Annotated in this window: 22 protein-coding genes and 2 pseudogenes; 15 read left to right on the top strand and 9 right to left on the bottom strand. The window is 67.7% G+C overall.

Annotated features, from left to right (window positions below; genetic code table 11):
• Positions 1 to 426: 426 nt before the first annotated feature.
• The gene (locus tag ACIQ9G_RS08670; protein ID WP_403607586.1) at positions 427 to 1,974 is read right to left on the bottom strand and encodes a protein kinase; all 1,548 of its coding nucleotides are present in this window, start codon (positions 1,972 to 1,974) and stop codon (positions 427 to 429) included.
• Between the two features lie 136 nt (positions 1,975 to 2,110).
• Here ACIQ9G_RS08670 and ACIQ9G_RS08665 point away from each other — a divergent pair, with 136 nt between their 5' ends.
• Positions 2,111 to 2,497 carry a hypothetical protein gene (locus tag ACIQ9G_RS08665; protein WP_403607585.1) on the top strand — a complete coding sequence of 129 codons (387 nt, stop codon included), beginning with the start codon at positions 2,111 to 2,113 and terminating at the stop codon, positions 2,495 to 2,497.
• 698 nt (positions 2,498 to 3,195) lie between these two features.
• On the opposite strand, the gene ACIQ9G_RS08660 is transcribed toward ACIQ9G_RS08665, so the two are convergent.
• The gene (locus ACIQ9G_RS08660; protein WP_403607584.1) at positions 3,196 to 3,891 is read right to left on the bottom strand and encodes a response regulator; all 696 of its coding nucleotides are present in this window, start codon (positions 3,889 to 3,891) and stop codon (positions 3,196 to 3,198) included.
• Positions 3,863 to 5,104, bottom strand: a complete 1,242-nt coding sequence (locus ACIQ9G_RS08655) for a sensor histidine kinase (RefSeq protein ID WP_403607583.1) — start codon at positions 5,102 to 5,104, stop codon at positions 3,863 to 3,865. Before ACIQ9G_RS08655 ends, ACIQ9G_RS08660 begins: the two co-directional genes overlap by 29 nt.
• Before the next feature lie 793 nt (positions 5,105 to 5,897).
• Between ACIQ9G_RS08655 and gvpJ the strand changes: the two genes are divergently transcribed.
• Both gvpJ and ACIQ9G_RS08645 read left to right on the top strand, forming a co-directional pair.
• Positions 5,898 to 6,266 (top strand): gas vesicle protein GvpJ, encoded by a 369-nt coding sequence (gene gvpJ / locus ACIQ9G_RS08650; RefSeq protein ID WP_403607582.1) that lies wholly within the window; start codon positions 5,898 to 5,900, stop codon positions 6,264 to 6,266.
• Between the two features lie 492 nt (positions 6,267 to 6,758).
• Positions 6,759 to 8,153, top strand: a complete 1,395-nt coding sequence (locus tag ACIQ9G_RS08645) for a Tat pathway signal sequence domain protein (RefSeq protein WP_403607581.1) — start codon at positions 6,759 to 6,761, stop codon at positions 8,151 to 8,153.
• 299 nt (positions 8,154 to 8,452) lie between these two features.
• On the opposite strand, the gene ACIQ9G_RS08640 is transcribed toward ACIQ9G_RS08645, so the two are convergent.
• On the bottom strand, positions 8,453 to 8,632 hold the full coding sequence (locus tag ACIQ9G_RS08640; RefSeq protein WP_403607580.1) for a hypothetical protein: 180 nt from the start codon (positions 8,630 to 8,632) through the stop codon (positions 8,453 to 8,455).
• Positions 8,633 to 8,966: 334 nt separating this feature from the next.
• On the opposite strand from ACIQ9G_RS08640, the gene ACIQ9G_RS08635 reads away from it, so the two are divergent.
• Positions 8,967 to 9,512, top strand: coding sequence for a hypothetical protein (locus ACIQ9G_RS08635; RefSeq protein ID WP_403607579.1), 546 nt, complete (start codon positions 8,967 to 8,969; stop codon positions 9,510 to 9,512).
• A 65-nt stretch (positions 9,513 to 9,577) separates the two neighbouring features.
• Here the strand turns inward: ACIQ9G_RS08635 and ACIQ9G_RS08630 are convergent, their stop codons facing one another.
• Together ACIQ9G_RS08630 and ACIQ9G_RS08625 are read right to left on the bottom strand one after the other, a co-directional pair.
• Positions 9,578 to 10,186 (bottom strand): hypothetical protein, encoded by a 609-nt coding sequence (locus ACIQ9G_RS08630; RefSeq protein ID WP_403607578.1) that lies wholly within the window; start codon positions 10,184 to 10,186, stop codon positions 9,578 to 9,580.
• Positions 10,187 to 10,270: 84 nt separating this feature from the next.
• Positions 10,271 to 10,906, bottom strand: a complete 636-nt coding sequence (locus ACIQ9G_RS08625; protein ID WP_403607577.1) for a hypothetical protein — start codon at positions 10,904 to 10,906, stop codon at positions 10,271 to 10,273.
• A 413-nt stretch (positions 10,907 to 11,319) separates the two neighbouring features.
• Here ACIQ9G_RS08625 and ACIQ9G_RS08620 point away from each other — a divergent pair, with 413 nt between their 5' ends.
• The 5 genes from ACIQ9G_RS08620 to ACIQ9G_RS08600 all read left to right on the top strand — a co-directional run bounded on the left by ACIQ9G_RS08620 (position 11,320) and on the right by ACIQ9G_RS08600 (position 15,743).
• On the top strand, positions 11,320 to 12,339 hold the full coding sequence (locus tag ACIQ9G_RS08620) for a NucA/NucB deoxyribonuclease domain-containing protein (RefSeq protein WP_403607576.1): 1,020 nt from the start codon (positions 11,320 to 11,322) through the stop codon (positions 12,337 to 12,339).
• Between the two features lie 83 nt (positions 12,340 to 12,422).
• A complete protein-coding gene (locus ACIQ9G_RS08615; protein ID WP_403607575.1) occupies positions 12,423 to 13,292 on the top strand; it encodes a DUF6924 domain-containing protein in 870 nt (289 codons plus the stop codon).
• A 343-nt stretch (positions 13,293 to 13,635) separates the two neighbouring features.
• A complete protein-coding gene (locus ACIQ9G_RS08610; RefSeq protein WP_403607574.1) occupies positions 13,636 to 14,316 on the top strand; it encodes a hypothetical protein in 681 nt (226 codons plus the stop codon).
• A 382-nt stretch (positions 14,317 to 14,698) separates the two neighbouring features.
• On the top strand, positions 14,699 to 15,046 hold the full coding sequence (locus ACIQ9G_RS08605; protein WP_403607573.1) for a response regulator transcription factor: 348 nt from the start codon (positions 14,699 to 14,701) through the stop codon (positions 15,044 to 15,046).
• A 349-nt stretch (positions 15,047 to 15,395) separates the two neighbouring features.
• Positions 15,396 to 15,743, top strand: a complete 348-nt coding sequence (locus ACIQ9G_RS08600; protein ID WP_403607572.1) for a LuxR C-terminal-related transcriptional regulator — start codon at positions 15,396 to 15,398, stop codon at positions 15,741 to 15,743.
• Between the two features lie 43 nt (positions 15,744 to 15,786).
• Here the strand turns inward: ACIQ9G_RS08600 and ACIQ9G_RS08595 are convergent, their stop codons facing one another.
• On the bottom strand, positions 15,787 to 16,272 hold the full coding sequence (locus tag ACIQ9G_RS08595; RefSeq protein ID WP_403607571.1) for a DUF3515 family protein: 486 nt from the start codon (positions 16,270 to 16,272) through the stop codon (positions 15,787 to 15,789).
• 198 nt (positions 16,273 to 16,470) lie between these two features.
• Here ACIQ9G_RS08595 and ACIQ9G_RS08590 point away from each other — a divergent pair, with 198 nt between their 5' ends.
• From ACIQ9G_RS08590 to ACIQ9G_RS08575, 4 genes are all read left to right on the top strand, one after another.
• Positions 16,471 to 16,986, top strand: a complete 516-nt coding sequence (locus ACIQ9G_RS08590; protein ID WP_403607570.1) for an RICIN domain-containing protein — start codon at positions 16,471 to 16,473, stop codon at positions 16,984 to 16,986.
• 136 nt (positions 16,987 to 17,122) lie between these two features.
• Positions 17,123 to 18,337: a hypothetical protein gene (locus ACIQ9G_RS08585; RefSeq protein ID WP_403607569.1), complete on the top strand. Its 1,215-nt coding sequence runs from the start codon at positions 17,123 to 17,125 to the stop codon at positions 18,335 to 18,337.
• A 98-nt stretch (positions 18,338 to 18,435) separates the two neighbouring features.
• On the top strand, positions 18,436 to 18,912 hold the full coding sequence (locus tag ACIQ9G_RS08580) for a hypothetical protein (RefSeq protein WP_403607568.1): 477 nt from the start codon (positions 18,436 to 18,438) through the stop codon (positions 18,910 to 18,912).
• 152 nt (positions 18,913 to 19,064) lie between these two features.
• Entirely contained in the window at positions 19,065 to 19,607 is a 543-nt protein-coding gene (locus tag ACIQ9G_RS08575; RefSeq protein ID WP_403607567.1) for a TlpA family protein disulfide reductase, read from the top strand.
• A gap of 267 nt (positions 19,608 to 19,874) precedes the next feature.
• On the opposite strand, the gene ACIQ9G_RS08570 is transcribed toward ACIQ9G_RS08575, so the two are convergent.
• The gene (locus ACIQ9G_RS08570; RefSeq protein WP_403607566.1) at positions 19,875 to 20,426 is read right to left on the bottom strand and encodes an EF-hand domain-containing protein; all 552 of its coding nucleotides are present in this window, start codon (positions 20,424 to 20,426) and stop codon (positions 19,875 to 19,877) included.
• 320 nt (positions 20,427 to 20,746) lie between these two features.
• Positions 20,747 to 20,839 (bottom strand): annotated as a pseudogene (locus tag ACIQ9G_RS08565) (IS5/IS1182 family transposase); the annotation flags it as partial.
• Here ACIQ9G_RS08565 and ACIQ9G_RS08560 point away from each other — a divergent pair.
• Both ACIQ9G_RS08560 and ACIQ9G_RS08555 read left to right on the top strand, forming a co-directional pair.
• Positions 20,839 to 20,967, top strand: a pseudogene (locus ACIQ9G_RS08560) (transposase family protein); the annotation flags it as partial. The pseudogenes ACIQ9G_RS08565 and ACIQ9G_RS08560 overlap by 1 nt on opposite strands.
• A 751-nt stretch (positions 20,968 to 21,718) precedes the next feature.
• The gene (locus ACIQ9G_RS08555) at positions 21,719 to 22,039 is read left to right on the top strand and encodes a hypothetical protein (protein ID WP_403607565.1); all 321 of its coding nucleotides are present in this window, start codon (positions 21,719 to 21,721) and stop codon (positions 22,037 to 22,039) included.
• Positions 22,040 to 22,306 lie beyond the last annotated feature (267 nt).

The raw sequence follows: 22,306 nt of genomic DNA, 5'->3' as shown, positions 1-22,306 counted from the left end.
ACGTGCGGCCTGTCATCGGCGCGACGTCGGCCACAACCGTAAGCTGCAGATGACCGTGTCCATCGATCGGGACGGCCGACGGGCCATGTATCCCAGGGCCCCGGGTTCGGTGCGCCTGATCGAGTCCGGGACGAAGAGGTCGTGCCAGCCGCGTGCCAGGTCGCGCGGGGAGCCACGGCGGAGGTCTGCAGCGGCGGCCGCGCGGATAGCGTCGGTCAGCAGCTCGGCCGTCGCCCAGAAGCGGGGCGCCGTCCACTTCCACGCGGTCATCCGCCTCGACGGCTCGGAAGGCGGCGAGACCGCACCCGTAGCAGCCCCGGGTATGGTCCGGCCGCCTCCGCCGTCGCAATCAGCGTCGGCTCCCGCCGACTTCCCGGGCAGTCGTCGTCGCGGGGGCCAGAACGGGATTTTCAGCAGCCTTGCAGACTAGGCCGCGGTCCCGCAGCCAGGCGGCGTCACGCTGCCGGACGAGCTTGCCAGCGCTGCCTCCCTGCGCCCGGACCGGCGCCGCACGAGTTCGACGGTCTCCCACGACACGGCGGCAACGGCCACCAGCGCCAGGAGCAGGTAGAAGACAATCAGTTTGTGCAGGTCGTCGAGGAAGTACCAGATCGATGCGGTGGCACTGAACCAGAAGGCGACCAGTGAGCCGGCGCCACGCTCCTGGCTGCGTACCGCGCCGACGAGGCAGCAGGCGGCGGCCAGTGCCAGCAGGGCGGCGATGGCGACGTAGGAGCCGGCCCAGCCAGCCTCGGCGCGCCGGAGTTCGGAGTTGACCGCCACCGCCTCGGCCGCCGGTCCCCAGCCCACCGCGCATGCCAGGCGTGTCGACCATGGCAGCGTCGCCATTCCCAACACTCCGGCCGCAACGGCGACCTGGCCGAAGTGAGCGGTGTCCACCAGGTGGCCGTGTGCGCACAGCAGCGAAAGCAGACATCCGAGCAGAGCCAGAGCGCTGTCGGCGGAAGGGCGCAGTGAGGTACGGAACCTGTCGCGGGGAGCGGTTCGGCCGCCGGGCCGCGTCGCTCGGGGCGGCGGTGGAAGAGCGGTGGCCTTGGCCGTCGGCATGGAGCTCTGTGTGAGGGCGTCGGCGAGGGACGCGCGCATCTCTCCAGCATCGGCGAATCGTTCCGCCGGGTCCTTGCGCAGTGCGCTCTGGATCACCGCCTCCACCGCCGGCGGTATCTGGGGCCGGAACCGGGCGGCCGGCTCGGGTTCGGCGTACAGGTGCTGATGCATGACGGCGAAGGGCGAGTCGCCGCGGAACGGGGGCTGTCCGGTGAGCAGTTCGTGCAGGAGGCACCCCATCGCGTACAGATCGGCCCGATGGTCGACCTCCGCGCCGCTGATCTGCTCGGGCGAGAGGTAAGCGGGGGTGCCTATGGCCGCACCGCTGCCGGTGATACGGGTGGCGGCCTCGGTGAACGCCTTGGCGATGCCGAAGTCGAGGACCTTCACGGCGTCGGGTCCGGTGAGCATGATGTTCGAGGGTTTGATGTCCCTGTGCACGATGCCGCGTTCGTGGCTGTGCCGCAGCGCGTCCAGAACCGCGCAGGCCGTCCTGATGGCGTCGGCGACAGGCAGTGGGCCCTCTCGGAGGACCTCGGCGAGGGTGGCGCCTTGCACGTACTCCATGACCAGGTAGGGCCGGGGTCCGTCCGGGTGCGGCTCCTCGCCGACGTCGTGGATGGTGGCCACCGCTGGATGATTCAGCGCGGCGGCCGCATGCGCCTCACGCCGGAAGCGGGCTCGCGATTGCGGATCGTGGGCCAACTCCGAGGAGAGCAGCTTGACCGCGACGGTACGGCGCAGCTGCCGGTCCACCCCCCGATGGACCGTTCCCATGCCGCCCTGCCCGAGCTTCTCGGCCAGCTCGTACCGGCCACTGAGGACCATGTCCCGCCCCACATACGCCTCCCATATATCCAGATCCCGGCGCAGCTTACGGCGCGACCTCGACAGGCCGATCGCCACCGCCCCAGCCGGGCGCGTCGCAGAGCAGGCGCGGGCGGGCGCTCTGCCGAGTTCAAGTGACCAGTCGGCCAGGGCCCGGAACCAGGCGTTCTTGGGCGACGGTCAGGCAGACGCACCGTGCAGCAGCGTCGCGGTGATGCGCGAGCTCGAACAGCCACCACCGGAGGACCCCGACACGGTGCGGATCCGTGCCTACGACCTGCGCTCCAACGCCCAAGAGGCATTGTTCCGGGTGCAGATGCTCACCGATGACGAGACGCTGAGCCAGGCCGCGGAGGATGTGCTCGCAGACATTACGTTCCTTGCACGCAGCAAGGGAGCAGGCCATCTGACAACGGCCGCGCGGTCGCGCCCACTCCGCGGCAAGGGCAGGGGTCTGCATGTTCTGTCACCCCTCCCCCATGCCTGCAACATCCCCGTCAGCCCCACCCGCGAGCAACTCAACGCGCTCGCCCACGAGCTGAACAACCCCCGCTGCACCGCCGCGAGAATCGCTGCGAGGCTCCGCACGTGGAAGCCCTGACCGGCTCGACCGGCGACCCCAGGTGAACGGCGGCCCGAGGTCGATCGCGCGAGCGGTGACGACGAGGCGGCCAAAGGCGCGGGCCGATGTCCAGGGGCAGACCCTGGGAGTAGTCACCCGACTCATGCCGGGCGGCCGGTCCCGACATCACTCAAGCAAGTTCAGTAGCCTCACGCTGCGCGGGACCGGGGCGGTCTGGGAGGGGCGTCGGGGGAAACCGTCCGAACCGGGGAGTCGGCCTCCGCAAGGCGAGGGGAAGACTGTCGGCGAGCGTCACGGCCCTCGTCCGCCGTCAAGGCCGGCGTGCTGATGTTCTTGGTCTTGCTGACCCACTGCGGCAGCGTGAGCCGTCCGGCCGAGGGAGCGGGTGTGCGACGACGGGGTGGCACGTGGCCGCGCTCGGATCGGCCGTCGTGGTATCGGTGCTGGTCGCGGTGAGTGTCGCAGGCCAGGAAATCTCGTAGGAGGGTCAGGTGCGGCGCCACCGCTGCAAGGCAGTCGTCCGCCTGGCGGGCCGTCGTTGTCCGGTCGTGGTCGCTGGTCCGGCTGGGGATTCCGATCATGGTGAGACCTCCGTTCGCTATCTCACCTTCGCCCAGCGAGGACCCCTCGCGCGTCGTCCTCGCGCAGTGAATCCTGGGTACCACGGCCGCAGTATCCGGGACGCCTGCCTACAGCCGCGGCAGACATGCGGTGGCCTACGTGGGCACTTCTGAACGCACCGGTGCCGGCGCCGCGCTGGCCAGGCCGCACTGGTAGGCGATGACCACGAGCTGGGCCCGGTCGCGGGCCGCCAGCTTGGTCATGGCCCGGTTGACGTGGGTCTTGGCGGTCAGCGGGCTGACGAACAGGCGTTCGGCAATCTCGTCGTTCGACAGACCCAGGGCCACCAGCCCCAGGACATCGCGTTCCCGTGGCGTCAGGCACTTCAGCCGCTCGTGCACCTCTCCTGGGCGGGGGTTCGGCTGCGCAAGGAAGCGTCTGATCAGCGCCCCTGTGGCCGCGGGTGACAGCAGTGCCTCCCCGGCGGCGACCGTGCGGACGGCCTCGACCAGTTCCTCGGGGCGCGCGCCCTTGCCCAGGAAGCCGCTCGCTCCGGCGCGCAGCGCTTCGGCCACGTGCTCGTCGTCCTCGAAGGTGGTCAGGATGAGCACCCTCACCGCTGCGAGATCCACGGACTCGCTGATCAGCCGGGTGGCGTCGAGGCCGTCCATCTCCGGCATGCGGATGTCCATCAGCACCACGTCCGGGTGCTGGGTCCGCGCCAGCTCCACTGCCTCGTGACCGTTGGACGCCTCGCCGACCGTCTCCATGTCGCTGGTGGAGTCGAACAGCATCCTGAAGGTGCCTCGCAGCAGGGCCTGGTCATCGGCAAGCAGTACGCGAATCGTCATGCCCGTCCCTCCTAGGTGTCTCACCGATCAGCAGGCCGGGGCGCAGCGGCAGGTCGGCCGTCACGCTGAAGCCGCCCTCAGGGCGCGGTCCCGCGTGCAGTCGGCCCCCGACCGTGGCCACCCGCTCACGCATCCCTATCAACCCGTGCCCGGTACCCGCAGGCGGCGGACGATGCTGCGGGGTCCCCCCGTCATCCTCAACAGTGATCGTCAACCGTTCGGGGTGATGGTGCAGGATCAGGCGGGCGTGGTCGGCCCCGGCGTGCTTGCGCACGTTGGTCAGGGCCTCCTGAACGATGCGGTACGCGGCCAGATCGACCGCCGGCGCCAGGGGGGCGGCGGTGCCGTGCCGGGTGTGGCTGACGCCGAGGCCGACGCGTTCGAAGGACGCCAGAAGCACCGGAATGTCAGCCAGGCCCGGCATGGGGTTGCGAGGCGCGACCGGATCGCCGGACTGCCGCAGCAGCCCCACGGTCACCCGTAGCTCGTCGAGCGCCGACCGGCTGGTCTCCCTGATGTCCTCCAGGGCGGTCAGCACTTGTTCGGGTTGCTGCTCTGCGAGATGGGCGGCCACGCCGGCCTGGGCGTTGATCAGTGCGATGTGGTGCGCGACGATGTCGTGCAACTCGCGTGCGATACGCACCCGTTCGGCCGCCACTCGCTGCTGCGCCTCCTGCTCACGCGTGCGTTCGGCGTGCTCCGCCCGTTCCTCCACGGCCGCCACATAGGCGCGGCGCGAGCGTAGGCCGTCGCCGATGGCGGCGGGCAGCGCCGTCCAGGCCAGCAATGCCGCGTTGTCGGGGTTCAGCCATGAGCGAGGGGCATACAGGATGGCGGAGCCCACCAAGACGGCGGCCGAGGCGCAGGCGGTGGTCCAGGCGGTCCGCCGGTCGGTCAAGAGGGCCACGGTGTAGACGGACACCAGAACCGGGCTGATCACGAGCGGGCTCTCCCGGAACCCGAGGACCAGGAAGCCCACCCCGCAGCCGAGTGCGACGGCCAGTACGCCGATCGGGTGGCGGCGCCGCCAGATCAGTGCGGAGCAGCCGACGCCCGCCAGTACCAGGGCAGTCCAGCGTAATGAGAACCGGTGCTCGTGCGGTTCGATCGAGGCAGCCACCACGGACAGCAGGAAGAGGACAGCCAGGCCCAGCCCGTCCGTCACACGAATCCGGGTCGCCGCTTGCCGCCTCTCGTCGCTGATCAGCACCATGCCACCACCGTAGGGTCGACGGCCGGATCGAGCATCACGTCGCCAGTCGCACTGATCAACGGCCGGCCAGTGCAGAAACGCCTCGCCCCGGTGACCGACCGGTCCGTCACGGCTCTGCGGATGCAGGCGGTTCGATGACGCAACAGCGATCGCCCGCGCCGACCCGCTGCGCGGACGGAGCGGAGATCACCGCCCTCCAGGAGGATCGCCGGGATGAGCCCGGAAGGGGCCACGGGATGATCTTGAAGCCCCGAGCGCCCGGAGTCGCCTCTCCAGGGACCGTCCGACCCGAACTCGCCTCGTTCCACGAGGCATTGACGAGCGGCCCCGGCCGGTACGTACTCCCACCTCCGCCGCCACGCATGGCCGTCGCGGTCATCGCAGGGGCTGGGCGTCGCGCGTCTGCCGTTCGGTGGTCGACTGCCGCGTTTCGGCCGGTGAGCCTGCCGGCAAGCGGGCAGGACCAGGAATGACAGCACTGGATCATCCGCGGCTGCGCAGACGGCTCCCCTGCGCCGCAGTGGCCGGCCAGAAGCGTCGAGCAGGCCGGCTTCAGGCGGGCGAGATGGCCTCTGCCCCGGACGGGGACCGGTTCGGCCCCTGGCTGATCGGTGGGCGAGAACTCGGCCGTTCAGGACGCCGCACGGTCGCTCCTGCCCCGCCGACCGGCGGTAGGTGCGCCCGGAAATCGCCGCGCCCTGGCAGCCCGGAAGCCCCCGATGCCATGGTCGTCGGTCGCGGGGGAAGAACCCTGATAAAGAGCGGAACCCAAAAGGACAAGGGGTTGATCGTGATGACAATGGCAGCGCAACAGGGCGGAGGCGGAGGTTCCAGCGGCCTCTACGACGTCCTGGAGCTCATCCTCGACCGGGGACTGGTGATCGACGCGTTCATACGGGTCTCCCTCGTCGGTATCGAGATCCTCAAGATCGACGTACGGGTCGTGGTCGCCAGTGTCGACACCTACCTCCGCTTCGCCGAAGCCTGCAACCGCCTCGACCTGGAGTCGGGCCCCCGCAAGCCGGTCGGACTGACCGAACTGCCGAGCAAGATGAAGGAAGAGGGCGCCCGCGGCATGACCAAGGGAGCGCTCTCAGGGGCGGCACAAACGATCTCCGAAGCCTTCCAGCAAGCCCGCCAGGAGGGACGTACACAAAAATGAGCACCCACCGGGATCGCCCACTCCCCCGCCGAGCGCACCACCCCCGCCGCCGGTGAGACCACGGGCCCATAAAACCAGGCCGTGACGGCACCCGCGCAGCCCCGGCCTGCCAGACGACCTGGCAGGCCGCGGGGCGCACGGGGGATACGGCCACTCTTCGCCACGCACGACGGCAAGGGCAGAGCGGTCCGCATCCGGCGAGACCGGCCCAGCACTCTCCGCCAGCGCGTCGACCGCCCCAACGTCGCCACTCCTGGGACGAAGGTCGACGAGACAGGCTTCACCTCCAGCCGACGCCGACGAGTCCGCGTCCCGGTCGGTACGGCGTCTGCACCGCAGCCACGCACGCCACTGTGCTCACCGGAGCACGGAAAGCGCGGAAGACCTACAGCCCGACCATCGCCACTCCTTGACCGACCGAACGCCGGCCAACAGAATGTGCACGCTTGAGAGCGCTCTCAAAATGAGAGTCACAGCATCCTGGAGGGGCCCATGTCCGGCACGGCACGTCAACACCTCACTCGGAGGGCGCTCCTCGGCGCCGGGACGGCCACCGCGGTGCTGTCCGTGGTCGGCGCCGGTTCGGCCGTCGCAGCCGGCCGAACCCCGAAAGCCGCCGTTCGGGCCGGCGCCCGGGCACGCGGCTACGTCTTCCTCGACGCGGCCATGGACGCCTACCCGGAGCACGGCACGACGCGTCTGGCCCAGAGCTACACCGACCAGGCGGGCCTGTTCAGCACCGCCTTCACCTACGACAACGCCCTTGCCGTGCTGGCCTACCTCGCGCAGCCCGGCCACGCCGCGCGGGCCAGAGCCATGGCGCTCGGGGACGCGCTGCTGTACGCGCAGACCCATGACCCGCAGCACGACGACGGCCGACTGCGTCAGGCGTACAACGTGGGCCCGTACGTCTACTACGACGGCTCGCCGCAGCCGGACGGGTTCGTACGCGCGGACGGCACGGTGAACATCGGCACCCAGTTCGGCTTCACCGGTACGGCCGTCGGGGACATGGCGTGGGCAGGCATCGCTCTGGCCGCGCTGGCCGACCGCACTGGAGCGGACCGTTTCCTGTCCAGCGCCGTCCGGATCGGCGAGTGGGTGGAGGCGAACGCCCGCACCGACCAGCCCCTCGGGGGCTACAAGTTCGGCGTCGACGGGTCCGGCGCGAAGCTCCCGTACAGCGCCACCGAGCACAACATCGACCTGACGGCCCTGTTCGGGCGGCTCGCCCGGCTGACCGGCGAACGGGTCTGGCTGGAGCGGCGCGCCCGCGCCGAAGCGTTCGTCCACCGGATGTGGGACGCCACCGGCGGCTTCTTCTACACCGGCACCAACGACGGTGTCACCGTCAACACCTCCCCCGTGCCGGAGGACACCCAGACCTGGAGCTACCTCACCCTGCGCGAGCGCCGCCACGCCGGGTCGCTCGACTGGGCTTGCGCACATCTGAGGGTGACGGACACCGCGGACCGTCCCAACAGCACCGTGCCCGCCGGTCAGTCCTACGAGGGCGTCACCTTCAGCTCGGCCTCCCTGGTGGCGGACGAGAGCGCGCCCATCGCGCCGTATCAGCCCAGGCCCGACCGCAACGGCGTATGGTTCGAGGGCACCGCCCACCTCGCCCTGGCCCTGCGCGAGCGTGCCCAGCCCGGCGACGCGCGGCGCGCGGCCCGTCTCCTCGACTCCCTGGAGCAGGCCCAGGACCGGCTCGGTCAGGGGCAGACCGTGGGAGGCAGGGCCCTGCCCGAGGGGTCGGGCGTGGTGTCGGCCAGCAGCCCGCTGGACACCGGTTTCGGCTTCGGCTACTACCCCTACCGGCACACCGGCGCCACCGCCTGGTACCTGATGGCGATCGCCCGCGCCAACCCGCTGCGCGGCCACTGAAGCCGGCACAGCTGCTCATGCCGGCTGGGTGTCTCCGCATTCCGCCGGGACGTGCCGATCTCCGTCGGTCTGCCGCCGGCTGGCCGCGTCAGGTGCCGAGGTCGAGCGGGTCCGGGGCGACATCTGCCGCGCCGACTGGCACATCCCGGACCTGGTCGGGCACGCCCGCAGGCTGCGGGCGTGCCCGATCGAGCAGCCAATACCCGTACGACAAACCGAAGTTCAGCGCCCCTTAGAGCAGCAGCCCGCGCAAGGTGTACCCCACTTGCAACGTTGAGGGCGACTGATTGCGGCTGCTATCAGTAGAGCGGGTACGGGTTGTAATTGCAGTATTGCCCTTGCTGCAATTGACCGTTGGTGTCGATCCACGTAAACGTGTAGCAGTCCTTCGACGGAGCAGCTGAAGCCGACTCAGCGGCGGCGCATGCGATACCGGCTGCCAGTGCGGCGGAGATGGTCCCGAGTGCGAAGGTTCGCATGATTCGAATTATCATCAGAATCACGTACTTTGCTCGCATAGGCAAGTCTTTCTTTTCATACCATGACACCTGGATCTTCGCCACTCGGCACGATTGGGGTGCGTCTGATGAGGCGGTGCCCGCAAGTCACGGCATAGGTCCTGCCGCCGGCAGAACCCGTACGAGGCCCTGACAGGCCGCATCGCTGGGCGCTTTCGCCGGGTTGGAAGCGCATTACCGGGCACGGCGCTGCAGACGGCCCGCACCCATCTGGGTTTGGACCAGCCGTGTTCCCGCCGTGTCCCCGCCGGTGTGTGAGCAGGCGATTACGCCTCCGTGCAGCGAAGCTGAGGGTATGAGCATCAGGAACGAGCGTCCGGTGAGTGCCGAACAGATCAGTGCAGCGTTGAGCGCTCTAGGGGCTGAACCGGTGACCGATCAGGAAGCGGGCACCGAGGGATCACAGGAAGGCGACCGTCTGCGGCTGCTGGGCAATCTACTGGCCAAGACAGAGCTGGAGATCACCACCGCGACGCGTCTGTCCGAGGAGGGGGAGATCGAGGATGTCCTCGACACGCTGCTCGGGTGGGCAGATCAACTGGGCCCGGATCCCGGCCTTGCGGTCAACGTCTTGACGAACAGACTGCAGCGCACTGCCATGCAGGTCTCGGAATCCGAAGCGGAGGAACCCCCTCCAGGACGGGAGGCGTCCTTCGCGGCGGCGATGACGGCGTTGTACACCTTCAGTGCCCAGCTGCACGCCGACCGAGGTGATATCGAGGGGACCCGCCGGGCTCTGGGCGGGGCGGAGGAAGCCCTCATCGACATCATGCAGGGCATGCATGACCTGCGTGTGGCCATCGGCGACACCGCCGAAGAGGACGAGGGATCAGCGGGTTAGCCATAGCTGGCGCGAACTTGCGTTCGTAGCGGCGGTGCAGGCGTCGGCATCCGGCGAGCCACTTTTCAGAGGATGTCGCGGATGAGATCGGGTTCATCCGGCTCCGCGTCGTGCCGGTGGCCGCCTTCGCCGAACAGCTCCCCGAGGGCCATGGCCGGGAACCGCAGGGGTTCGTCGCGTCCCTCCAGCCGGATCCGTACCCTCCACTGGCCGTCACCGTGCTCGAGGAGCACATCGACCCAGTCCGGCCCGAAGGCCTGGAGGCCGACCAGTTCTGGGCCGCCCTCGGGACCGTAGTCGCGGTGGGTCGGCAGCGAGGCGAGGTCCTGGATGAGCCATGCCAGGTGGGCCCAACCCGGGGATGCGGCGTCCGGCATCCAGTACTGGCCGACGCGCTCGGTCCCCTCGCCGGGGATGGCGCGGCCGTCGCTGGTGGCGCCGCGCGGACGGGAGGTCTGAGTGTCGCAGAACTCGAAGGTGCGCGTGGCCACGTCCATGCGGCGCAGCTCGATCCCTTGTGTCCCGGCGCGGAAGACGAGGTCGGAGACGCTGAGAAGAAAAGCCGCCGTCGCGTCGTCGGCGACGGGCCGTTCGCTCGGTTTGCTCGCGGAGGGCGGTTCGTAGGAGCCGACCGTCACCGTGCGCGTCCGGCGCCTCTTTCCGCGGGCCGCCATGATGCTTCCCCTCGGTCTCGTGCGGATGCCGCCCCGGCTGGTCTTCCGGGGCGGCATCCATGCTACCGACCTCCTGACGGATGCTCAGGCAGTCTGGATGAGGCTGCCCTTGCTGACCTTCAACGGCTCGTAGGAGAACACGTACTGGTCGCCCGGGGCGGTGTTCAGGGCCGTCATACGCGGCTTGAACTTGGTGTTCACCCAGGTCGGGCACTTCTCGGTGCCCACGCAGAAAGCGGTGACCGCGCCGAAGAAGGCGAACCGGCCGCGCCCGCCGGTGGGGGTCATCGTCTCGTCGGTGGCCAGGAGCATCTTGCGCCGGTCGACGATCTTGCAGCGGCTGCCGGAGCATTTGACGTGGTGGGCCCAGCCGGTCAGGTTGTAGCGGGGGCCCTTCAGGTGGTCGATGTTGGGCGACTTGGCCAGCCAACCGACGATGCCGTACTTGGTGATGTTGTGCTTCTTCTTGATCTTGGTCCAGCCGAAGCCGACCATCTTGCCCTTCTTGTTGCGGTAGTACTCGCCCAGGCGCAGTGGCAGTTGGTGCTGCTTGCTGTGGGAGTAGTCGAACTCCTTGAGCACCTTCAGCTTCGTGAAGGCCTTGGCCTGCGCCGACTGCGTCTGCTGCGGGGCCTGATTCTGCACCGCGTTCGCCGGCGCGGCACCGGCGAGCAGACCGGCCGCCACGGCGCCGACGCCCGCCATGCGTATCTTCTGCATGCTGTCCTCCCCGTGATCGTCCCCCTGGACAAGGGGGAGGATCACCGTACGGAAGTGGCAGCACTACTCTCCATTGTCTCTTTGTGCACATCCCTTTCAGGCAGTATCAGGCCTCGGCGGCAGGCTCACCGCTCATGCCAATGGCACAGATGCACGTCTCGTTTCATCCCATGCAATTGGCGGCCGTAGAACATTGGAAGGGAAATCAGCGGTAGCCGAGAACGCGGTACCGAACGGGCTCCGCCGTCGCGGCCCCCACCATCACCGCTGCTGACCGAAACCCGACTTGTCTTAACAGGCAGTGCCCCAAAGACCAATAGTTTCACGACCACTGAAGCGCATAACGTGCTCGCCTCACGGACGGCAGCCCCGACGCGGGGCCGTCCCTCCATCAAACGAGGGGACACACACCCATGCGCATCAGCGCGCCCAGAAAGGCCGTCATATCCGCCGGTCTCGGCACCCTCCTCCTCACCGGCGTCAGCGCCGCAACCGCGCAGGCCGCACCGGCGACGTACAGCATCACCTCCGCCCAGGCCCAGGCCGTCAAGACCGTCTACGCCAATACGGACGCCGCCGCGAGTTGCAGGCTCAACACCATCACCATCACCCGCACCAGCATGTGCATGGATGTCGGCGCCCGCGTCGACCTGCTCAAGAACGGCAAGCCGGTCGGCTCCGCCTCCTTCGACATCAAGCACTCCATGACGCTGAAGACCAACAAGCTGAAGTGGGCTGAGAGCTTCACCGTCGGCAAGGCCAGGCTCGTCAACGCCGGCGGCATCCACGTCGCCGTGTCCGTGGGCGGCGGCAAGGGCGTCAAGACCGCCGTCAAATTCCCGCAAGGGTCCACCCTCGGCCCAGCCCACAAGGGGACCGTCGGCTACGCCGCCGGCGTCGGAAAGAAGAAGCAGCTCACCAGCCCGGCCTCCTACCGGTTCACCTTCACCAAGCCCGGCTACACAGCAGGCGGCTTCACCTACAAATCCGCCAAGTACCGCTGTGACGACACGTTCTGGGGCCCCAAGAAGCGCACCAAGAACCCCGGCTGCGTCTTCCCGTCCGCGCCTCCCGTCTTCACCCTCTCCCGCAGCGACGCGAAGGTGAAGGAATCCGCCAACCACATCCTCGACGCCCAGCGCAAGATCGCCGGCCACCCGGGCGCCTCCACCCCGCTGCACCGCATCACCGACGAGAAGACCATCAACGCCCACCGCAAGGCCATGTGCGCGAGGGTGCACAACCCCAACCCCAAGAAGTACGACTGCGACGAGTACCCTTTCGCCGCCAGCAAGGAGGGCGGCAACCCGGCCCGCGGCAGCACCCGCATCATCTCCGCCGGTGACAACCGCAGCGCCGGCGCCCGTCTCGGCGGCTTCTACAAGGCCCAGCGCGTCCTCAACGGCGACGGCTACTACGTCCGCATCAAGTAAGGCGCGCAACGCGCCTGCCACAGGTGCGGTCTAACCTTCCAGCACGTAACCGGCAGGCACAGCAGGCACGATGGGGGTTCTCCATGCAGCGTTCCAACTGGCCGCTCCTTGACGGCCGCACCCGGCCGCTCAAGATGAAGGAGTGGGGCGACCTGGCCGTCATGGATCCCGACGCCGGCAAGCCGCCGCGCGGACACGGGTTTCTGGCGGCCGAGAAGGACTGGCTGCACATTGACGCCGGAAGTGCCCTGGAGAACCCCATCGTCACCCTCTACGCCGGGGATGACCCGGGCGCGGAAAGCGGCTGGGACGAGGTCGAGGAGATCACCGTGATCTCCACGACCGGCTTCCTCGCCCTGTGCGACAGCGGGTACGAGCCGCTGCGCAAAGAGAATCTCGCCACCGCCGGAGTCGGCCCCTACCTGATCCGCGTCCATGCCAGTGACCGGTCGTCGGACGGCAAGAAGCCCCGCTTCCTCATCCAGGTCATCCCGGGCGAGCGTACGGGGGCCGAGCCTGAGCCGCCCTCCTCCACGATCGAGGAGTCCGCCGGTCCGCTCCTGGTACGGACGTCCTTCGGGCAGCCAGGTGAGTGGACACGCATGGTCCACGCCCTCGAGGGAGGCTCGGAGCAGTACGAGTCGATCACCGTCATCGACAATCGCACCTACGCGGGCTTCACGGCGGATCAGATTCAGGCGCGGATCGGGCGCGATGACGAGGACTGGCCGGACAGTACTCTCGTTCTCATCGCCGACGAGCAGGCGCTGGCCTCCGCGGAGTTCCCTTTGCTGGCCGTGAACAACCTGCCCGACGAGGACGACGCTCCGTTCAGGATCACCCTCACGGCGGCCGGTTCCTTCGTCGTCAACATGGAGCTCGCGAACACGAGCTTCGGTGACTGGGGCCGGGGCGTCGACGCCGACGGCGTCTACCGGGAAGAGCACTACTGACAGTGCTACCGGCAGTGCTGTGGGGGCACACACCACATGGTGTGTGCCCCCACAGCACTGCCAACTCATGCGTGCGTTCCGCGACCCCGCTCCGGCGCGCAAGATCCCGGATTCCTTCAAACGTGCAACGCGAAAGAGCAATTCCCGTTAACGGTCTGTTTCTGAGCCGAGTGGCGTGATCATTTACAACTTGGTGACTGGCGGAGACGGTCGCCCGAAAGGGCATTGCACCTTAAGGCAGTGCCCTACCGTGCCATGCCTTAAGTGACAATTTCGGTCAAGCCGTTCCGTCCGTAAAGTCGTTGACGTTCACACAGAAGCTCATATGACACGGGAGTCGCGCATGCTCACGTCCACGACCGGCCGTCTCACCTCTGCCGCCATCGCTACCATTGCCGGGCTCACCGTCCTCGTCCCGGCCGCCCACGCCGCCGAGAGCGACCCGGCGAAGCCGGCTGCCAAGCTGACCGTCCCGGCCTACGAGAAGTACCTGAAGCAGCAGAGCACCTCAGCCGCAAAGAAGAGCGCCGCGCAGTTCGCCAAGCTGAGCAAGCATCAGAAGCAGGTCTTCGTCAAGACCCTCCAGGACCAGAAGGTCTACAAGGCCCTCACCGGCAAGGCCTGGGGCAAGATCCGCAACGTCACCAGTGTCGACCGCTACAACAAGAACGTCACCTTCGTCACCAAGGCGTCCTTCAAGACCGCCAAGGACAAGGCCCGCACCACCACTGCGGCGTTCTCCGTGACGGAGAAGATCTTCAACATCCCCGTCACCACCGAGGGCGCCACCCTCGTCTACCCGACCGTCGGCAAGCTCCCCGGCACCACCAAGGCCAGCACCGACGTGTTCAACATCAACGCCGCGATCCGCATCGACGCCACCAGCAGCGTCAAAGGCAACGACGCCAGCGGCCGTATCACCGCCCTCCCGCGGGTGAAGACCTTCGGGAAGAAGGTCGTCAAGCGGGTCACCCTCCACTCCACCAGGAGCGCCTTCATCGGCCGGCTCGTCAACCAGAAGTAGCACCCACGCTGTGGGGGCCGCTCTCCCCACCTCCGAGGAGAGCGGCCTCCGTCCCAGAAGACCGAGCGGCGCCCGTGGACGGATTGCCCCGCCCTGTCGCCGATAGTGACGGGCTCGTGATGGTGCCTGGCCGAGATGAAGATCACGACCTACAGCGAGAGCAATTTGAAAACTTGACGGATATTGCCTCTTCGGGCAACGCCCGAAGAGGATCCCCACCGATGGGCAATAGGCAAAACGGACAACGCATTTTCGGCCATGGTAAGTTGACGTGCCTTAATGGCGTGAGCGCTTTGTTAACGATGGGTAGATTGGGGTTCGGTCGCAGCCGCAACCAGGCCACGGGGGTCTGCTGGAGAAGCTGCGATCAGGAAGGGCCGGAATGACCCAACGGTCCGACGCCGGAGACACGGCCTGCCCCTACCGGCGCACCGGATACAGCCCCAACCCTGGCGTACGGCGGCTGGAGAGCCTCACCCAAAGAGAGAGAGAAGTTCTGCTGCTGCTGGGAACAGGACAGGGTAACCGTGAGCTGGCACAGGAACTGGGGATCGCGGAACGCACGGTGAAGGCGCACATCGCGAACATCGTGGCAAAGCTGGGACAGCAGACGCGGACACAGGCCGCGATTGTCTCCGCCCTGACCCACGGCTCACTGTGCACCGACCCGATGTGTTCGCGGCACCTGGGCCAGGTATGGGGCCAGCGGCGGACGCCGTCTGTCGCGTGAGGCGGTGAACAGCCGACCTCTCTGAGAAAGTATCCCGCCGACACGCCTGTTCGGGCCGGTGGTGCCACGGTGATCGCACCGCCGGCCCCGAACCGGCTTGCCGCCCCGCAGGAGAATTGCGAGTCGACCAGACGGGTTCACGACCAAGGTTCCCTCGCCCCCATCCGTGCTTCGTGTGCACGCTCTCGCCGAGGCCGGCGTCCCGTGCCGGGCCGACGAGGTGGCGCGTCCGGGGCCTCAGAATGGCGTGAACATGCAATCGATGAGCAGGTAGGTTGGATGATGGTTCGCCGCAGCAACCAGGCCACGGGGGTCTGCCGGGAAACGCGGCGTCCAGAAAGGGACCGGAATGACCACACGGTCCGACGTAGCCGACACAGCCTGCCCCTACCGGCGAACTGGCCAGAACCCGGAACCCGGCGTCTGGCGGCTGAGGGCGCTGACCGACCGGGAAAGAGAAGTTCTGCTGCTACTGGGGACGGGTCTGGGCAACCGCGAGCTGTCCAGGGAACTGGGGATCGCTGAACGCACGGTGAAGGCGCACATCGCGAACATCGTGGCAAAGCTGGGACAGCAGACGCGGACGCAGGCCGCGATCATCTCGGCCCTGGCCCACAATGCGCTGTGCACCGACCCTTCGTGTTCACGGCATCTCGGCAAGGTCGTAGGCCAGTGGCGCGAGCCCACCCTCGCGTAGGCGGTCGGGCCCGCCCTCTTCCAAGGGGCGGGCCCGGCGCCGGTCACTGCGCGTTCAGGCACCGGCCAGACGCCGGTATGCCAGCCACCAGGTGCGACAGCCCGACGATCGCCTCGTCAGTCCGTGCCTCACGAGTGAGGATCGCAACCTGAGTCGCGGGCGTACGGCCGAACGTCACGATGACCTTCCGCTCCGGCGTCGACTGCCGAACATCGATCACCCAGTCCACCCCGTCCGCCTCGAAACACGGATCCTTCGTAGCCAACGGTGAGTTGACACCGCAGCGCAGGATCACGTCCTGGTCACCCCACACCACTACACCCTCAAGACTCACCGACCGGCGCTCTTTGCCTGCCAGCACGCCCGGCGCCTTCTGAGTGACCTCCCGGCAGTGTGTGTCCCCCGCACCCCTGGCAGCCGTCAGACCCCGCTCCGGACCGTCCAGCAGATGAGTCGTCACCGCACCCCCCACGGTCAGAACGACGATGCCGCAGACGGCAACCCATGCGAGACGGCGCAAACGCGTCATGAGCGAGAGTCGTCTTCCCGTGAGTGAGACCAGTGCGAGGGCCACCGTAGGCCACCGGATCAGACGATCGCACACCGGGTACGGGGCACCTCCCTCTTGGGTGATGCCCCATTGGACACCTCCCCAACAGACGTAGCGGGCATCTCAGTTCGCGCCTACGTTCGAGACGCGCCATGTTGATCAAACGGGGAGGAACCCATGCGTAAGACAGCCGGCTCACTGCTGCTCGCCGCCGTTGCCGCCGGTACGGTGACCGGGCTCGCCGTACCGGCGGCCAATGCCGCGCCCCAGGCCAAGGACCCCTACGCCCACACCCGCCTGGAACGCGTCTGGGCGCCTGGCCACATCTGCCTCTCGATGGGAGGCAGCACCAAGAACAACGCTCGAGTCACCGTCGGCAAGTGCTCCAGGACCGACAAGACGCAGCGCTGGACCCTCCACCGGCTCTACAAGAACCAGTCGCTGTTCACCATCAAGAACGACAAGTCGGGCAAGTGCCTGAACGTCGACAAGAAGAGCCGCATCGTCCAGTACACCTGCCACTCCAGCTGGAAGGCGCAGCGCTGGATGCTGGGCGGCTCAAAGATCTGGAGCCAGGCCCGCAACGGCAAGGTCATCGCGTCGAACTCCACGAAGGCCGGCTCGCATCCCTACCTGGAGAAGTCCGGAGGCTCGAACCCGGCCCGCGGACGCCAGGAGTGGGGCCTGTCCTGACCCCGCCCGGGGGCGGCTTCCAGGGTGTCACCGCCCTGCGTACTGCGCGGAAGCCGCCCCCGGCGCGCTGCAAAAGCCCTGAACACCCCCTACAGGCAGGCACGTTGAAGCCACTGCTTGATCCAAGGAGTCGTTCTTGAACGTCAACCGCACAGTGGGACGCTGGTGCGCGGCAGCTGCGCTCCCCGTCGCCCTTCTCGCCACCACGGTGGCCAACAACGGAACCACCGCCGCAGCCTCCCCTGCGCCACAAGAGGCCGAGTTCGTCCTCAACGCCACGACCGGCACGTTCACCACTGGCAAGGCCGCTGTCGCCTCCAGCGCCGTCCACACCGTGAAGACCTACACCGGTCAGGCCACCGACAGCCAGATCCTCGCCGCCGGCTCCCAGCACGTCATCGCCGACGTCACCCTCGCCCACTCCCCCAACCAGGCCGAGCGCGCCGCCTGGGCGGCCTCGTCCAAATTCGTCGACCTGTCGTGGCCCGACCTCGGCGCCAAGACCTACACCGTCATCCGTGACGGCAAGGTGATCGCCAGGACCTCCGGACACAGTCTCCGCGACGCCGCGATCGCTCCCGGCTCGGAGCCCTCCTACCAGATCAGCGGTGACGCAAAGGGCCTCGGCCACACCTGGGGCCTGAACGTCACCGTCCCCACCGGCGACACCTCCACCGCGCTCGCCCAGACCGCCCGGAAGGTCGAGGCCAAGGCCAAGAAATACACCAAGACGGTGGTGACCTGGCGGTCCTTCATCCGGCAGCGCTGGGTGACCGTACCCAGCTACATCAGCAAGGTCGCCGGCTGCAAGTACGGCAGCGCCTACAAGTACAAGGGCGACGGCCGCGGCTTCTCCAAGGCCGTCTCCGGCACCTCCTTCCGCGCCGGTGTCCGCGGCGTCGTCTACTGGACGAAGTCTTCCTACGACCTCTTCCCCGAGACCGGCTGGACCAAGGTCTACAACAAGAAGGGGAAGTTGATCGACAAGCGGAAGGCGTCGACCAAGAAGATCGACTTCCGTACCAAGACCCGGTTCGACGGCAAGACCCGCGCAGTCCACGGGCAGATCGAGGCCACCGACCCGTTCTGCCCCAAGTCCGGCATCCGCCGCGCCGGCATCGGCGTCTACTACGACGCCCGCCTCGCCCGCAACGGCGACTTCTACGTGTCCGGTAAGGCCCGCCCCGCCCCGGACCACGAGATGTACCTCTTCGGCTACACCAGTGGCAACAAGCACTCCGCCAAGACGGTCTACCAACACAAGATGAGCACCAAGAAGTTCAGCGGCCTGGAGTGCCTCTTCGCCCGCGCCTGCGAACCCAGCACCATATCCAACAACGGCGGCTACTAGCGGTCCTCCCGGGCCGGTGCCCCGACGTCAGCCGCTCGCAGCGAAATGGGATGATGAGTCCTGCCGCCGGCCCCGACCACGGGCCTGAAAGGAGCGCCATGATGTTCACTCCGTGGCGTAGTGCCCTCGTCTACGCCGTCTGGGTCACTCTGATCTCATGGCTCGCCGGCACCGTAGTGCTGACCGCAGCCTCGCTCGCTTTCGGAGACAACCTCGGGCCCACCGGCCCCGAGCCGCTCGCATGGTGCAGGGACCAGGCCGTCTTCCTGGTCACCTGCACCACGCTGCTCGCCCTGGGCCGCCGCCTGCTCTCCCCGCTGCCGCGCTGGAGAACCGTCCTCATCGACGGCGCCCTTTACATGCTGGCCCTCGGCATTGCCAACGCCGTCCCCTACCGAAGCGTCAGCCCGGGAGAACTCCTGGACGCCGCAGCCCTGTACTCGTTCTTCGGCCTGTTCACGCTCCAGCTGCCCACCGCCTGGTGCCTGTCCGCCTGGCGCTCAGGAAAGCTCGACGCCGTTCTGAAGAAGCGCTACACGATCGACGACGAAGAGCAGGCGACCCCGACCAGGTGAACGCCGACCCTATGACCGCGCCGCCCTGCGGACATCCCCCGTTCCCACGTCGATCAGGTTCGGGCCCTGCCGGCGCACACCCGCGGTCGAGCAGACAGGCTCACCATCCCCTTCTCCTCAGCGACCAGGAAGCGTCACATCCTCACCCACCCATGAAGACAGCCAAAGCCACAAGCCTCGTCCTGGCGCTCCTGATGGCTTCAGGATGCGCGAGCGCCCCTCTCGACGACGGCCAAGCTCCCCGCCTGCAGGAGACGTTCGCCCCTGCCCACCGCAAGACGATGCCCGACCTGACGGGTACGGCGATCGACGGCCGCCCGATCGCCGTACACGACTACCGAGGCAACGTGCTCGTCATCAACGCGTGGGCCTCCTGGTGCGGCCCCTGCCGCGCCGAAGCCCCCGACGTCTCCGCGGTCCACGCCACCTTCCACACACGCGGCATGCGCGTCATGGGCGTCGACACCGACGCCTCCCGAAAGGCCGGCGCATCCTTCGCCCACCAGCACCACCTCACCTACCGCAGCCTCCACGACCCGAAGTCCCTCCAGCTTCTGCGCATTCCGAAAGGCCTCGTCAATCCGCAGGCCTACCCCTACACGCTCGTCATCGACCGGCAGGGCAGGATCGCGGCGACCCGTGTGGGCCAGATCAGCCGCTCCGAACTGACGGCTCTGGTCGAGCCGTTGCTGTAATCATGCCGCTGGTGAGGGGCGTCGGGCTCGGGCTCATCTTCTGTCGCGGGGGCTTCAACGCCGTATACGCCACCTACCACCTCGAACGCACCCGGCAAAGCCGAGTCGAACGCCGGGGCGGCTTCGCGGGAGGCGCTTGCTCCGACTGCCTCTCAACCCGGCGGAGCGGCAAGTGGCGACGTACGCACGGCGGCGGCCGCCCATCGGGACTCCGGGGGCGGCCGCAGGAGGCTTTCGGTCGAAACCGGTGATTGCCTGCCGGGTAGGTCAGACGTGCCCGAAGAACAGGCTGCCGGGTGCGTCCGGGTCGTTCGAGAGGAAGTGCTCACGCACCGCGCGGATGAACTCATGGCGCGAGATCGCACCGTCCCCGTCGGTGTCCAGCTTGGCGAACGCGTCCATCGCGTCCGCCGCGTCGCTCCTCCACACGTCCCTCAGGAAGCGGGCGAACTCGTCCTTGCTGATCTCGTTGTCGCCGTCGACGTCGATGACGTCGAAGATCGCGTGGCCGCCGCCCTCGGTCACGTTGAGGCGGCTGGTGTCGATGACCGCGAGGCGGTTGGCCGTGACGAACTGATCCTTCGTGAGCCGGTCCCCCTCCGCTCCCGCGTGACGCAGCAACTCCAGGAAGTAGATCTGGCAGAAGCTCTGGATCGCCCTGGCCCTGCGGTCGCCCTTGTCGAGCCGGTAGGCCTGGATGTAGCGGTCGCCGAGCTTCTGGTAGTCCGTCCAGTCCACGTAGCCGTCGTGGTTGGCGTCCATGGTGTCGAACGCGCGCTCAAGCTTGATGGTGATGACGTCCTGTGCCGTCATGGTCATGGTCTGCACCCTTCGTGATCTTGTCTCGCGGCCCCCTCAGCATGGGCAAGGGCCTCCTGAAAGGGGCCGGACCACGCAGGCGACCACTCGATCTAGTGATCATCTTCCTCGCCCTGCCGCACACCTCGCAGTGATCAGCCAGGGCAGTCGCCTCAAGGGCGACGGCGTCCTCGCGAGGGCACCCGAAGCCAACCGTCCCCGACGCCGAACGCGGCATCTGAGCTTGTCGGAGCCGTGGCCCTCTTCGTGGGATTGAGCAGCGCCTGAGGGTTGTCCCGTGAATGATCTTTGGCGCTGCTGGTGACCTGCTGGTTTCTCCGTCATCCGACGAGGGCGAGGTTGTGCAGACGTGCGATGCCGAGCATGGCGTGGTGCACGCCATCGCCCTTCAGGCGGCAGTCGCGAAGGATCTCGCAAGGGTCGGCCGTGGAGCCGGCGCCTGGAGGACCGGGCTCTGCTGGTCGCGGCGTACTGGCGGACCAACCTGCCCCTGCGGCAATTGGCCCCGCTGTTCGGGGTGTCGAAGGCGGGCTCAGTCCGGCGAACGATCCAGGACGAATCCAACGCCGTGATCACACCAGCCATGCGGCAGATCATTTCAGTTGCCGATGCTCCTTCCCACGACCGATCTTGGGCACCCGGCCAGCAAGGAGGACAGGATGGGGCTTGCACTCTTCCCCGGAGATGGTGATGTGACCGGCCCGGACGTCTGCGTCCATAGGGTCACGCGGCAACCGGCTGGGGGCCACCTCAACGCTCGCGCGGACAGTTCTCGGCCGACGCCCCGTGCGCAGGGCGTTCCTGACCGCGCAGCCGGTGTCGCGGGTGGCCAAGCCGGGCCAGGAGCGGAACAGGTGGTGACCAGCTCGGCGGTGTAGAAGGTGCGCAGCCGTTCGCGGACCTGGCCGTGGCGACGAGGAAGTGCGGATCTGGCTGGGCCTTCTGGGCTCGGCGTGGTCTGCGGAAGGACAACATGGCTTCGATTTCGTTTGCAGCGGCCGCAGCGCGGCACCGGTGCTCCAGCCCGGCTGCCTGGCTCAAGAGAAGTAACTTCGCGGCGCACCCTTGAAATAGTTGAAGCGGCACCTCGGCAGTCGAGGAGGCCGGGGACACTTCCACGCAGGCAGCCGCGTGTGCGGGCTGAATGGGCCGGCCTGTCCTGAACAGGCACCGGATATTGCGGTCGACGCTCTGCCACTGACACTTTCGGTTCTTGAACGCACCAAGACGCCATTCGGGGCTCATGTTCACATTCCTCGAAGCTGTCCAAGACACGAATGCGGAGCTGATCCATGCGTAAGATGACCAAACGGGCCATCGCGACTGCAAGTGCCGTCACGCTTTTGAGCCTTCCGCTGATTCTCACGGAGTCGGCCTCGGCTGCACCGCAAGTCTCAGTGCCGGCCCCTCCCTGTGTAGCGCTGTACGAGAGTTGGCGGTACGTCACTGCTTCCAACGACTGCGCTGACACCATGACCGTGATGATCGTCTACCGAGACGGCGCGACGGGCCTGTGCTCCACCCTCACGCCGGGCACCATGACTACGGTCGGCGAGGGATACCTCGGCCAGCACGGCCACGCCGACCATCTTGCCCTCTGCGAGCCCTCGTAGAGCGGGCCGAGCCTGGGCCGGGTCTCTGACCTGCGGTCGTACAGTCGATCAGCGATGCGACCTGGGGTGACGGCGCACGGCCGACCGGTTCCTCGGCGGCGCCCCACCCGTGATCGAACTCGACGGCGTCCCGCTCGACCAGCTGCCGCCGCGCCCATGCGACGGCTCACGTCTCCATGGCAAGAGCATGACGAGGCGCAGGCCCTCTCCCGCCCACCGGCCGCAAGCCCTGCCTGGTCGGCACGTCATCACCGGCACCGACAACGT

Origin of the sequence: Streptomyces sp. NPDC096152 (assembly GCF_044763235.1) — a bacterium.
Lineage (GTDB): Bacteria > Actinomycetota > Actinomycetes > Streptomycetales > Streptomycetaceae > Streptomyces.
Note: the sequence above shows the minus strand (reverse complement) of the source record. Positions and strands in the feature narration are given on the sequence as shown.

What these genes read in the sequence shown, in the direction of transcription:
- gvpJ (WP_403607582.1), top strand. Translation starts at nt 5,898, where the DNA reads ATGACAATGGCAGCGCAACAGGGCGGAGGCGGAGGTTCCAGCGGCCTC.
- ACIQ9G_RS08655 (WP_403607583.1), bottom strand. Translation starts at nt 5,104, where the DNA reads ATGGTGCTGATCAGCGACGAGAGGCGGCAAGCGGCGACCCGGATTCGT.
- ACIQ9G_RS08640 (WP_403607580.1), bottom strand. Translation starts at nt 8,632, where the DNA reads ATGCGAACCTTCGCACTCGGGACCATCTCCGCCGCACTGGCAGCCGGT.
- ACIQ9G_RS08635 (WP_403607579.1), top strand. Translation starts at nt 8,967, where the DNA reads ATGAGCATCAGGAACGAGCGTCCGGTGAGTGCCGAACAGATCAGTGCA.
- ACIQ9G_RS08610 (WP_403607574.1), top strand. Translation starts at nt 13,636, where the DNA reads ATGCTCACGTCCACGACCGGCCGTCTCACCTCTGCCGCCATCGCTACC.
- ACIQ9G_RS08620 (WP_403607576.1), top strand. Translation starts at nt 11,320, where the DNA reads ATGCGCATCAGCGCGCCCAGAAAGGCCGTCATATCCGCCGGTCTCGGC.
- ACIQ9G_RS08580 (WP_403607568.1), top strand. Translation starts at nt 18,436, where the DNA reads ATGATGTTCACTCCGTGGCGTAGTGCCCTCGTCTACGCCGTCTGGGTC.
- ACIQ9G_RS08665 (WP_403607585.1), top strand. Translation starts at nt 2,111, where the DNA reads ATGCGCGAGCTCGAACAGCCACCACCGGAGGACCCCGACACGGTGCGG.
- ACIQ9G_RS08570 (WP_403607566.1), bottom strand. Translation starts at nt 20,426, where the DNA reads ATGACCATGACGGCACAGGACGTCATCACCATCAAGCTTGAGCGCGCG.
- ACIQ9G_RS08605 (WP_403607573.1), top strand. Translation starts at nt 14,699, where the DNA reads ATGACCCAACGGTCCGACGCCGGAGACACGGCCTGCCCCTACCGGCGC.
- ACIQ9G_RS08575 (WP_403607567.1), top strand. Translation starts at nt 19,065, where the DNA reads ATGAAGACAGCCAAAGCCACAAGCCTCGTCCTGGCGCTCCTGATGGCT.
- ACIQ9G_RS08595 (WP_403607571.1), bottom strand. Translation starts at nt 16,272, where the DNA reads ATGACGCGTTTGCGCCGTCTCGCATGGGTTGCCGTCTGCGGCATCGTC.
- ACIQ9G_RS08660 (WP_403607584.1), bottom strand. Translation starts at nt 3,891, where the DNA reads ATGACGATTCGCGTACTGCTTGCCGATGACCAGGCCCTGCTGCGAGGC.
- ACIQ9G_RS08625 (WP_403607577.1), bottom strand. Translation starts at nt 10,906, where the DNA reads ATGCAGAAGATACGCATGGCGGGCGTCGGCGCCGTGGCGGCCGGTCTG.
- ACIQ9G_RS08590 (WP_403607570.1), top strand. Translation starts at nt 16,471, where the DNA reads ATGCGTAAGACAGCCGGCTCACTGCTGCTCGCCGCCGTTGCCGCCGGT.
- ACIQ9G_RS08645 (WP_403607581.1), top strand. Translation starts at nt 6,759, where the DNA reads ATGTCCGGCACGGCACGTCAACACCTCACTCGGAGGGCGCTCCTCGGC.
- ACIQ9G_RS08600 (WP_403607572.1), top strand. Translation starts at nt 15,396, where the DNA reads ATGACCACACGGTCCGACGTAGCCGACACAGCCTGCCCCTACCGGCGA.
- ACIQ9G_RS08615 (WP_403607575.1), top strand. Translation starts at nt 12,423, where the DNA reads ATGCAGCGTTCCAACTGGCCGCTCCTTGACGGCCGCACCCGGCCGCTC.
- ACIQ9G_RS08630 (WP_403607578.1), bottom strand. Translation starts at nt 10,186, where the DNA reads ATGGCGGCCCGCGGAAAGAGGCGCCGGACGCGCACGGTGACGGTCGGC.
- ACIQ9G_RS08555 (WP_403607565.1), top strand. Translation starts at nt 21,719, where the DNA reads ATGCGTAAGATGACCAAACGGGCCATCGCGACTGCAAGTGCCGTCACG.